The 11,480-nt window shown below is 44.6% G+C and carries 11 protein-coding genes; 3 read left to right on the top strand and 8 right to left on the bottom strand.

All coding sequences use genetic code 11. The features are described 5' to 3' along the window. Window positions 1–7: 7 nt before the first annotated feature. The 4 genes from GGR02_RS12865 to GGR02_RS12850 form a co-directional block, all read right to left on the bottom strand. Window positions 8–913, bottom strand: coding sequence for a chemotaxis protein (locus GGR02_RS12865; protein ID WP_183185434.1), 906 nt, complete (start codon window positions 911–913; stop codon window positions 8–10). Between the two features lie 133 nt (window positions 914–1,046). Further along, entirely contained in the window at window positions 1,047–1,697 is a 651-nt protein-coding gene (locus GGR02_RS12860; protein ID WP_183185433.1) for a glycoside hydrolase domain-containing protein, read from the bottom strand. Between the two features lie 60 nt (window positions 1,698–1,757). After that, complete coding sequence (locus GGR02_RS12855; RefSeq protein WP_183185432.1) at window positions 1,758–3,005, bottom strand: ATP-binding protein; 1,248 nt, start codon at window positions 3,003–3,005, stop codon at window positions 1,758–1,760. A gap of 125 nt (window positions 3,006–3,130) precedes the next feature. After that, window positions 3,131–4,351: a PLL family lectin gene (locus GGR02_RS12850; protein WP_183185431.1), complete on the bottom strand. Its 1,221-nt coding sequence runs from the start codon at window positions 4,349–4,351 to the stop codon at window positions 3,131–3,133. A 140-nt stretch (window positions 4,352–4,491) separates the two neighbouring features. Here GGR02_RS12850 and GGR02_RS12845 point away from each other — a divergent pair, with 140 nt between their 5' ends. Continuing rightward, window positions 4,492–6,000 (top strand): MDR family MFS transporter, encoded by a 1,509-nt coding sequence (locus GGR02_RS12845; protein WP_183185430.1) that lies wholly within the window; start codon window positions 4,492–4,494, stop codon window positions 5,998–6,000. A gap of 92 nt (window positions 6,001–6,092) precedes the next feature. Here the strand turns inward: GGR02_RS12845 and GGR02_RS12840 are convergent, their stop codons facing one another. Both GGR02_RS12840 and corA read right to left on the bottom strand, forming a co-directional pair. Then, on the bottom strand, window positions 6,093–6,647 hold the full coding sequence (locus GGR02_RS12840) for a TIGR00725 family protein (RefSeq protein WP_183185429.1): 555 nt from the start codon (window positions 6,645–6,647) through the stop codon (window positions 6,093–6,095). Window positions 6,648–6,660: 13 nt separating this feature from the next. Next, window positions 6,661–7,605 (bottom strand): magnesium/cobalt transporter CorA, encoded by a 945-nt coding sequence (corA, locus tag GGR02_RS12835; protein ID WP_183185428.1) that lies wholly within the window; start codon window positions 7,603–7,605, stop codon window positions 6,661–6,663. Between the two features lie 172 nt (window positions 7,606–7,777). Here corA and GGR02_RS12830 point away from each other — a divergent pair, with 172 nt between their 5' ends. Beyond that, window positions 7,778–7,999, top strand: coding sequence for an IDEAL domain-containing protein (locus tag GGR02_RS12830; RefSeq protein ID WP_183185427.1), 222 nt, complete (start codon window positions 7,778–7,780; stop codon window positions 7,997–7,999). A 291-nt stretch (window positions 8,000–8,290) separates the two neighbouring features. After that, on the top strand, window positions 8,291–9,439 hold the full coding sequence (locus tag GGR02_RS12825) for an aminotransferase A (RefSeq protein WP_183185426.1): 1,149 nt from the start codon (window positions 8,291–8,293) through the stop codon (window positions 9,437–9,439). Window positions 9,440–9,683: 244 nt separating this feature from the next. On the opposite strand, the gene GGR02_RS12820 is transcribed toward GGR02_RS12825, so the two are convergent. Together GGR02_RS12820 and GGR02_RS12815 are read right to left on the bottom strand one after the other, a co-directional pair. Next, a complete protein-coding gene (locus GGR02_RS12820) occupies window positions 9,684–10,658 on the bottom strand; it encodes a quinone oxidoreductase family protein (RefSeq protein WP_183185425.1) in 975 nt (324 codons plus the stop codon). A 79-nt stretch (window positions 10,659–10,737) separates the two neighbouring features. Then, complete coding sequence (locus GGR02_RS12815) at window positions 10,738–11,301, bottom strand: TetR/AcrR family transcriptional regulator (RefSeq protein ID WP_183185424.1); 564 nt, start codon at window positions 11,299–11,301, stop codon at window positions 10,738–10,740. Between the last annotated feature and the right edge of the window lie 179 nt (window positions 11,302–11,480).

The raw sequence follows: 11,480 nt of genomic DNA, 5'->3' as shown, positions 1-11,480 counted from the left end.
TGGATCATTATAAAACGTATTGATCAATCACTTTCACTAACTCTCCAATTTCCGGCTTACTTACTTGCGCGGTTGCCCCGACCTTCTCCCCTTTATGGCGAAGGTCGTCGGTAATAAGCGACGAGAAAATGACGACTGGCAATTTTTTTAATCGCTCGTCTTCCCGAATGCGCTTTGTCAGGTGGTGACCATCCATTTGCGGCATTTCAATATCGGTAATAACAAGCTGCACTTCTTGCTCAATCGGCGTTCCTTCTTTCACAATCGTCTGTAAATAGCGAAGTGCTTCTTCTCCGTTTTCAAAAAACTCGACAAATACATATCCTGCTTCCGCAAGCGTATCGTGCAACAGTTTGCGCAACAATGGCGAATCTTCTGCAACGACAATTTTTTTATTGGACCGTTCTCGCTTGCCAAGCTTTTTTACTTGCTCGACGTTAATTCCTGTTTGTGGATTGATATCGACAATTATTTTTTCAAAATCAAGCAGTAAAATCATTTTGCCGTCAAGCTTAATGACCCCAATAATTTGTCCGTCAATTCCTTGGTACATTTGCGACGGTTTTTCGATTTGTTTCCACGAAATGCGGTGAATGCGCGTCACGTTGTGCACGTGAAACACGACTTTTTGCTGATTAAATTCCGCAACGATAAATTTATCTTGTGCTGGTGTTTCCGAAGGAGGCAAGCCGAGCGCTTTCGCCATATCAACGACCGGAAGCACCTCCCCGCGCAACTCGATAATCCCTTCAACATGCGGATGAGCGTGCGGCACTTTTGTCGTCGGCACAGGGTTTAAAATTTCCCGCACTTTCATCACGTTAATGGCAAACGGGTTTGCGCCAATGAAAAATTCGACAATCTCTAATTCATTCGTTCCGCTCTCTAATAAAATTTCACGTTTTTTCTCCATCCTATAAACGCCCTCTCATCATAATATGTCTATATTTATTATATTTTGTCGAATCGAAAGACGAAACCATTTTCTTTCTACACTTATTTCCTATTTTATCATTTACGCAAAAAGGCTGCCATGCTGGCAACCTTTAATACAAAAATTCAAGCAATCTTCGGTCAGCTAAATTCGTATCGACAGGGCAGCTTTGTGCATCGCGACCATATTGCCACGCCCATACGTTTGCTTTGCAACTAGGAGACGCAGGCGCATATTTTGGTGCCCGTTGCTCGCTTGTCGTGCCAGTGCGAGGCGCAGAACTCCAAATAATCGCTTGGACAGCGACTTTATTTTGTTGTTGCACCGCTTCACAATATGCTTTGGCAAAATCACCTTTCGTTGGGTCTGCGTACAGCCCTGGGCGATACCCTGTTGGATACAACGTTTCTACCCATGCGCGAATCCAGGCGGCATCAACAGCAAAAAAATCTTCGATGTTCGCAAACAACACTTTATTTTTCGGAATTCCAAGCCGCCGTGCGTGAAAAGCGGCATTACGAGCAGCTATTTGCCCATTGGAAAAACCTGTCGCTTGGCGAAACGCATTATAAATGGGCAAAAGATGCACGCCATAATTCCGCAACAACGTAATTTCTTGCCGCGTTAAACCGTCCGATACGTTCGGAACATCGGTTAAATACCGCCCCCAAAATTTCGGATAGCCAAGTTCATTTTTGACGCAATAAAAAAGCTGTTCGGTCACCTTTGCTGCTGAATCCACTCCCCAAACCGCTCTCGCCATCTTCTCATCCCTTTCGCTTTTTTCTTCATATATATGACTTGAGCGGGTTGTCTTATCAAGCTATTTTACAAGCGGCAGCGTAATTTCGACGCGCGTTCCTTTGCCGAGTTGGCTCGTATAATGAATCGTTCCGCCCATTTCGCGAATTAAGCGGTTCGAAATCATGCTTCCTAGCCCTGTCCCTTTCGATTTTGTCGTATAGTACGGCAAGCCGATTTTTTTCAATTCTTCTTCCGTCATTCCTTTGCCGTTATCTTCAATAATCACTTTTACCACATTGCGCTGCGAATGCGCTTCGGTGGAAATTTTCACAACCCCGCTACCTTCAATCGCTTCAATTGCATTTTTCATAATATTTAAAAGCGACTGTTTTAAATATTGTTCATCGCCCAATACGCGACATTCGCCATGGCGATCCCACTCAACCGCTACGTTTGCAAATGCCCCTAACGGCTGAATCAGCTGCACACAATCGCGAAGCACATGATGCAAATCGATCGGTCGGACGCGAAAATCGTTCGGCTTCGCCAACTGCAAATAGTCGGTAATAATTTTATTGGCGCGGTCTAGCTCTTCTAAAATGAGCGGGGCGAATTGTTGCAGCTGTTCGTCTTTCGTGCTTGTTTGCAACAATTGAATAAACCCGCGCACCGTTGTAATTGGGTTGCGAATTTCATGAGCAAATGATGCCGCCATTTCGCTGACCATCGTCAACTTATCGACATATACCATCTCATCAAACTGATGGTTATACATAATCAGGCGCTCAATTAAAAAATAGACCATCATATATGTCAACAAAAACATCGCAAAATAGACAAGATAAAAATCCACGCTCAAAAAAGAAACAGTCTGAACAATAATGGTAAAATAAAAAAAAGAATACAAAACAGCAATAACAATAGCGTACATCCATTTATGCTGCGCTTTCATATATACTGGGCGAAACAATAACGCCACAGCAAACGCCACAAGCGATACGAGCACGCCAATCCATGCAAACGAACCACCAATCAATAGCCGCATGATAACAACAATCGCCGTACATATTCCGCCGGCAATCCATCCGACATATAGCGTCACAATTAAAATGACAATCATCCGAAAATCAAAATTCGTTTCGCCTAACGTTTCAATCGGATAAAACATGCATAATGCCGCTGCAAACGCCGACACAAGCCCGTAAACAACTTGTTGACGTAGCGTCAAAATGATTCGTTCACGAAACGGAAAAAACAAATTAGCGTTAAACGTTAATGACAATAATATTGTGATATTCACAATAAGAGGTTTAATCATTAAGAGCATTCTCGATTTTCCTCCATCTCTTCCAGCCATCGCCCCTCATTGTACCACAATTTTTCATATCGATGCATTGTTTTTTAGGAAAGTAAATCACGCGCTTGGACTTCGTTCCAAGCGCGTAATGTTCGTTACCCTTTCCAACGGTGCAATAAATCGTGACGCTCGCCGCGGGCAAACACGTCGAGGCGATTTCTCCCCGATGAAACAGCCGCTGGTTCGGACGTAATCCGACCGTCCAAATGGAGAAAATCACTCCATCGTTCTCCATCCCAATATTTATACAACAGCTCTTCGTTTGCCCCGCGCGCAAATACATCTAGCCGATTCGCGCGGCGAGAAGCCGCTGCTGGACTAGAGGTTAACACCCCGCCAAGGTCTTCCCAGTCGCTCCAACGCTCTCCGTCCCACCATTTATGCAATAGTTGGCGTTTCGTGCCGCGAGCAAACACATCGATTCGGTTTTCTCCCCATGAAACAGCTTCTGGGGCAGAGGTGATTATTCCCCCTAAGTTTTCCCAATCACTCCAACGTACCCCGTCCCACCATTTATGGTATAAGTGGCGATTTTCCCCGCGGACAAATACGTCGAGGCGATTTTCTCCCCACGAAGCAACCGCTGGGCTTGACGTTAACACTCCCCCTAAGTTTTCCCAATCACTCCAACGCTCTCCGTCCCACCATTTATGCAACAACTCATGTTCTGGGCCGCGCGCAAATACATCTATCCGATTTCTCCCCCATGAAACAGCCGCTGGAGAGGATGTTAATGTTCCTGAAAGGTGTTCCCAATCGCTCCAGCGTCCCCCGTCCCACCATTTATGCAACAATTCATGTTCCGGACCACGGGCAAATACATCTAAACGGTTCCCTCCCCAAGAAGCGGCGGCAGGCCCAGACGATAAAACCCCACCAATACTTTCCCACTTGCTAAATTCTTGTTCCGGCTGATAACCGATATGTTCGAGCACGGCGCGAATAACCGTTTTCACGATATGCTCGATTTCTTTTTCTGGTACTCGATACGCTTGTAAAACAACCGTTATCCATGGGGAATTCGTTTTTACGATATAAAATAATTGCTGCACGCGTTGGTCAAGCGAACCACTCACTTCACTTTTATGTTGCAGCGCCAGTTGAACGACGACACGAAAAATATGACGGGAAACGTTGCGCGGCACATAATATTGTCCAAGCGTAGTATATAGCGGCTGCAACATCGGGCGAATCATGCGCCAAATATTATCCAATTCTTGATCGCGTTCACGTTGCTGTCGGTCGTAATAGTCGATTAGCATTTCCGTAAATCCCGGCACATATGCCGAAAACGCCCCGTATGGATCTAAGTTCATATCGGCCCCTCCTTTTGTGAAAACTCCATCACTTTATCGTATGACGCTTCCAAGTGAGATAGTCCATTTTTCTTGCTACATCAATAACTTTGATTATAATAGAGATATGTTTACTCATTTAGAAAAAAGGGGAAAAGAGCATGAAAAAAGAAAGCAAACGAACGTTTGTCGTCATTGGATTATTGCTTGGCATTTTAATGGCGGCGATGGACAACACAATCGTCGCAACGGCGATGGGAACAATCGTATCAGAACTCGGTGGACTCGATCAGTTTGTTTGGGTTACATCCGCGTATATGATTGCCAGTGTCGCCGGCATGCCAATTTTCGGGAAACTTTCCGATATGTACGGTCGAAAATTATTTTATGTGTCGGGCTTGACACTTTTTCTAGTTGGCTCCGTTCTTTGCGGACTTGCCCAAGATATGGTGCAATTGAGCTTATTTCGTGCCATTCAAGGACTAGGCGGCGGTGCGTTAATGCCGATTGCATTCACCATTATGTTTGACACGTTTCCGCCGGAACAACGCGGAAAAATGTCTGGATTGTTTGGCGCTGTTTTCGGTATTTCAAGCGTATTTGGTCCACTGTTAGGGGCATATATTACCGATTATATCGACTGGCGCTGGGTATTTTATGTAAACGTTCCGCTTGGTCTATTGTCACTTTTCTTCATCGGTAAATTTTATTTTGAATCACTAGAACACCGGGAGCAAAAAATTGACTGGTGGGGAGCGATTTTGCTCGTATCGTCCGTTCTTTGCTTGATGTTCGCTTTAGAGCTTGGCGGCAAAGAGTATGCATGGGATTCATCGGTAATTATTAGTTTATTTAGCGGTTTTGCTGTTTTCCTTGCTCTATTTTTCTGGGCGGAAACGAAAGCAACCGATCCGGTCATCCCGTTTCATTTGTTTAAAAAGCGGCTGTTTGCGACCGCACAAGGAATCGGCTTTTTATATGGCGCGACGTTCATTCTCGGCACGATTTTCATTCCGATTTTCGTTCAAGGGGTATATGGCGGGACGGCGACAAACTCTGGGCTCATTTTAACGCCAATGATGCTCGGCTCTGTTGTTGGTAGCCAAATTGGTGGACGGTTTGCGGCAAAGACGTCGTACCGCAATTTAATGATTATTTCTGGCATTCTTTTTTTAACAGGCATTTATTTATTAAGTACGTTAACCGCCGATACGGCTCGTTCTGTCGTCACTATCTATATGATTATTACTGGAATCGGTGTCGGGTTCTCGTTCCCGCTATTGAGCATGTCGTCCATTCACGGGTTGGATATGCGTGAGCGCGGGACTGCAAACTCGACAAACACCTTCTTCCGTTCCATCGGTATGACATTAGGGGTAACGATTTACGGTACGATTCAAAACCATTTATTGATGGACAAATTAGAAAAAGCGCTGCCGATGATGAAACAATTCAATCCATCTGGCGATTCGCGCGTATTGCTTTCAAAAGAAGCGCGCGCCCACATTCCGAAAGAAGTATTGCAAAAAATTGTGGACGCCTTGGCAGACTCTATCGCGACGATGTTTTCTTGGGCAACTATTCCAGTCATCATCGCCATCGTCCTCATTTTCTTTATGGGGTCTGCACGTCTAACCGACCAGTTTACAGCAACTAAAAAAGCCCAATAAGGTAGAATTGCCTTATCGGGCTTTTTCTCTGTTCGACGTATACACACGAACGCTCCGATTCGAGAGCTAACCAGTCGCCTTCGCTTTTCGTTTTAATCGCCAATTCGTCCGGTGTTTTTTTCTTCGTCTAACGGCTCTTCGCTGCGGCGAAAGGCTAAGTCGACCGCTTTTTCCGCTGAGTCACAAAACGCGATTTCAATTGTGCGGCGCTCGTCTAAATAACCGCCTTCATACGCCACCTCTTTTATTTTCGCTGCCCATCCTCCTGACGTTTCAATAATCACCACCGGCTTTCGATTCATATAAGCGGCGGACAATTCCCCGAGCGTCCCGTTGCCGCCGCGAATCATAATAAGCGCATCAGACGAATGCACGAGAATTAAGCTACGAAAATCAAAATGCAGCCCTGTCGTAATCGGCACGTCTAAATAATCGTTCGCTACATCGGTACGGTCCCCCGCTAAAATACCGATGACAAGTCCTCCAGCTTCTTTCGCCCCTTTCGAAGCAGCTTCCATCACGCCGCTTCCTCCACCGGTTAACAACACTGCTTTCCGCTTGGCAATTTCCGCTCCGACAGCTTCTGCCATTTGGCGAACGTCGTCCGGAATCTCCCCTGATTGTCCAATAACTGCAATTCGTTTCATCTTGTGTCCTCCCTTAACGATCTTCCTTATGAAAACGAATCCATCCGTTTTTCTTAAACCAAAGAAACATGGTGACCGCAATGATTCCCATGACCGCAAGCACCGTGAAATAGCCATATTTCCAATGTAATTCTGGCATATAATCAAAATTCATTCCGTACACACCGACAATAAAAGTAAGCGGCATAAAAATGGTCGTAATCACTGTTAATGTCATCATAATCGTATTCATACGGTTGGAGTTCAATGACAAATAACTGTCCCGAATATCGGACGTAATTTCTCGATTTTCTTCAATCATCTCTACAAGTTTCAAAAGGTGGTCATAAATGTCATGAAAATAAATTTGTCGCTCCTTCATTCTTTCTAACCGATCCGAATGAATAACTCGGTACAACAAATCGCGCATCGGCACAATTGTTCGACGAAGCTTGGATAAATCTCTGCGAATATCAAATATCCTTTCAATATCCGGGTTTTCTTCCAATTCATTCAATACATCCTCTATATGATAAATGAACGGAAAATATTCGCCGACTAACTTATCTAACAGGCAATACATCGTATGCAAAGGACCTATTTTGAAATCCTCGTCCGTTTTCAAACGCATCCACACTTGATCAACTCCTTTAATCGGTTGTTTATGAAACGAAACGATAAAATTGTGCCCAACAAATAGGTCAACTTCTTCTGCATCGAGCGTATGTTGGTGAATCGAATGCAGTACGACAAATAAATATTGCTCATAAAAATCAAGTTTCGGGCGCTGGACATATTCTAAACAATCTTCAATTGCTAGCGGGTGGAAGTGAAAAAAATCTGCCAACAATTTCGTTTCTTCATCAGTCGGCTCATGAAAATCGACCCAATACCAAGAAATATCGTCCCCTTTTAACGTTTGCAACGGCAAGTCATAAACGACCTCAAAATCTTTTGTTACTGCGCACGTCCGAATCATTTGATTCACTCCTTTCCGTTCCATACCTCTTTATATCATAACCGAAAACATACAAAATCGTTTGTAAAAATTGCTATCATTTAATTTATCAAAATTTTCTTTACATTTTCGTAAAAAACAACGATAATATAAAAAAGGGGACCTTTCGTTCCCGAACAAGGGGGAGTCACATATGTACGAAAAACATTATCCTCACGAAGTTGCGTTTGGTCATCCGGAAGAAAAAAATAGTTATGGACCACTTGCGCAAATGATTTTGGAACAAGCGATCTTTCTTTATCAGAAAAATAAATTGATGGAAAAGATCGATGAAGCGCTAGCAACAAAAAATAAAGAGCTGTTTTTAGAACTCTCCGCCCAATATAACGAGTTGCTAAAAAAATATGGAGCGTAAACAAGGAGATTGTCAAATGGAATGCGAAGCCTCACAGTCATATAGCGCCTTAATAAGGTGAGCCACTTCTTCCGCGAGTATCGAAGAAGACGGCTCACCTTTTATGATTTTTTGGTACAATTAAGAAAAGTGAAAAGCGCCCGCCTATCGGCGAAGATCGCACAAGCCCCACCGAGGAGGGAACGCCTCAGGCCGATGGCGCTTGGAGCTAGACAGCTCCCCACCATAGTAGCAAATTTTATATTTTCTTATCTTTTGAAAAAATAACCTATAACGGAAGGAAGGACGATTGTGGAACATCTTATTCATTCACGAGTGAGAAACATTGAAATATCAGGCATTCGCAAATTTTTTAATATGGTCGCCGACCGTCCGAATTTAATTTCATTAACGATCGGTCAACCGGATTTTCCGACTCCTGAACACGTAAAGGAAGCCGGAAAGGAGGCAATCAGTAACAACTTTACAACGTATACGCATAACGCTGGGTTCGTTGATGTGCGGCAAGCTGCTTGCCAATTTGTCTACGACAAATACGGACTGCAATACAACGAACAGGAAATCATCGTCACTATCGGGGCAAGCCAAGCGATTGATGTGGCGTTTCGGACGATTTTAGAAGAAGGCGTGGAAGTCATTTTACCAGGACCGGTCTACCCAGGCTATGAGCCAATTATTCGCATGTGCGGGGCAAAGCCTGTCTACGTCGATACGCGCTCGACCGGCTTTCGCCTCACCGCAGAGCTAGTCGCCCCTCACATAAACGAGCGGACGCGCTGCATCGTTTTGCCGTATCCATCGAATCCGACCGGAGCAACTTTATCGGAACAAGAACTCGTTAAGCTTGCCGCGTTGTTAAAAGATAAACCGATTTGGATTTTATCGGACGAAATTTATAGCGAGCTCGTCTATGATGGCGTCCATCGTTCCATCGCGTCATGGCTTCGCGACCAAACGATCGTTATAAACGGGCTGAGCAAATCTCATTCGATGACAGGATGGCGTATCGGGTTTTTGTTCGCCCCAGAATTTTTAACGAAACATATGTTGAAAGTGCATCAATATAGCGTTTCGTGCGCTTCTTCGGTTTCGCAAAAAGCGGCATTAGCGGCTTTAACCGTTGGAAAAAACGACGCGGACGACATGCGCAAACAATATAAAGCGCGCATGGAATATGCGTACGAGCGGCTTGTCGGTATGGGATTAGCCGTCGAAAAACCGACAGGGGCGTTTTATTTATTCCCGTCGATTCAGTCGTTCGGTCAATCGTCTTTTGATTTTGCACTCGATTTAGTAGACAAAGCTGGGGTCGCCGTCGTGCCTGGCAGCGCCTTTTCTTCCTATGGGGAAGGATACGTTCGATTGTCGTATGCGTATTCGTTTGAAACGTTAAAAGAAGGGCTAGACCGGATGGAGCAGTACATTCAGCAAAAAAGGTGAGAGTCATGGCTGTTGATTATCCATTATTTTACTAAAAAACACAGAATCATTTGACTGAACACAAGCTTTTCTGCCTCTTCCCTCGAACAAGAACGCCGTTGTTCGAGGAGGGCATGCGTACAGCATGCCCAGTCGGCAAGCGGTTCGCTTGCCGACTACGGCAGAAAAGCTAGGAATAGAGCGAGGTCAACTGGTTTTTAATGGTTAATCAACACGCCTGGGTGAGAGTTCTCACCTTTTTTGCCTATGGAACGAGAATTAATTTTCCGTGCGTTTGCCGCGACTGTAATAAACGATGGACGTCTGCTGCCTGTTCTAACGGATAGACGCCGCCAATCGTCAGTTGCACGCGCCCTGTCTGTACATAATGAAGCATTTCTTGCAAGCTTTGCTGATATAATGCGCGTTTTCTCATGATTTGTGGCAAAAAGAAGCCGATAACGGATAAGTTTTTGCCCATTAATAGCGATGGGGTCATTTTCGTCAATTGCCCGCTCGCTACTCCGTAGATGACAAGACGGCCAAATGGGGCCAAGCATTGCAACGTTTGCTGAAAAACGTCTCCGCCCGCCATTTCTAAGGCGACATCGACCCCTTTACCGTCCGTAGCTGCCAACACTTCATCTTTCCATCCTTCTTTTGTATAATCAACCGCTACATGCGCGCCAAGCTGTCGAGCTAGTGCACGTTTTTCGTCTGTGCTTGCCGTTGCGATAATGGTACCTGCCCCAAAAATTCGCGCCAGCTGAACAGCAATCGTCCCCACTCCTCCCGCTGCTGCATGAATAAGCACTGTTTCTCCTTCTTCCAAACGCCCCATCGTTTTTAAAATATGATACGCGCTTAATCCTTGCACCGGAAGAGCGACCGCCTCGTAAAAATCGAATCCATTCGGAAGGGCAATGACACTTCGTTCGTCCACAAGCACATAGTCCGCGTACCCACCTTCCTCGATTAGTGCGACGACACGCTGTCCAAGCGAAACGGACGTCACCTCTTCTCCGACATCACAAACAATTCCTGCCACCTCTGTCCCTGGAACGAACGGCAATGGGGTCGGCACGACATATTTTCCTTCCCTTCGCGCCGTATCCGCATAATTTACCCCAATCGCTTTTGCTTCAATAAGCACTTGTCTTCCAGTTGCTTTCGGTTGAGCGGTTTCGATTACTTGCAACACTTCTGGTCCACCGTATGTTGTGAATTGAATTTGCTTCACTGTATATTTCTCCTTTCATTATATACTAACTAGTCAGTATGAAAAAGAGAAGCTGCTTCACGTATACAGCCGAAGCAGCCTATTTTTCTATCCCTTCGAGAAAAATCGTTACCATTTGCTTCGCAACTTCTGCATCCGTATATAAACCATCTGGTTTAAACCATTGGTAGCTCCAGTTTGCAGCGCCTAAAATCGTTAACGTCGCAATGCTCGGAAGCAAATCTTGGCGAAACTCGCCGTTTTCGATTCCACGCTCAATTAATGCTTGCACTCCATAGCGAAATTGGTCGCGTTTTTGTTTAATCTGTCGCAAATGTTCCGCATTCAAATGCCGCATCTCGCGAAAGAAAATGCGCGCTTGCCTCCCTCTTTTCTCAATGTTATGAATAAGCATGTATACGATGCCTAACAATTTTTCTTTCGTCGTTTTTGTCGAATCGTTCATCATTTCTTGTTGTTTTTCAAGCAGTTCTTCAATGTAACGAAGATGAATGTCCATTAACAACTCTTCTTTACTTTTAAAATAGTAATAAAACGTTCCTTTTGTGACCCCTAACGCATCGACAATGTCTTGAATCGATGTGTCGCTAAACCCTTTTTGTTCAAATAACGTAATGCTCGCATCAATAATTTTTTCTTTCACGCTCTTCCACCTTCCGTCATGTTTCCTTTCGTTATTATATCATAGAACACTCCCGATACTTGCGCAAACGCAATGGAAGAGCGGGATTGAGTCAAGAGTTTGTGGGAGATTTTTTTTGATATTTCGATTCTCTGGATATATTTGGTTTAAATAACCCAGTGTTTGTAAGCGTTTTCTAA

It is taken from the genome of Anoxybacteroides voinovskiense, assembly GCF_014196205.1.
Taxonomy (GTDB): Bacteria; Bacillota; Bacilli; order Bacillales; family Anoxybacillaceae; genus Anoxybacteroides; species Anoxybacteroides voinovskiense.
Note: the sequence above shows the minus strand (reverse complement) of the source record. Positions and strands in the feature narration are given on the sequence as shown.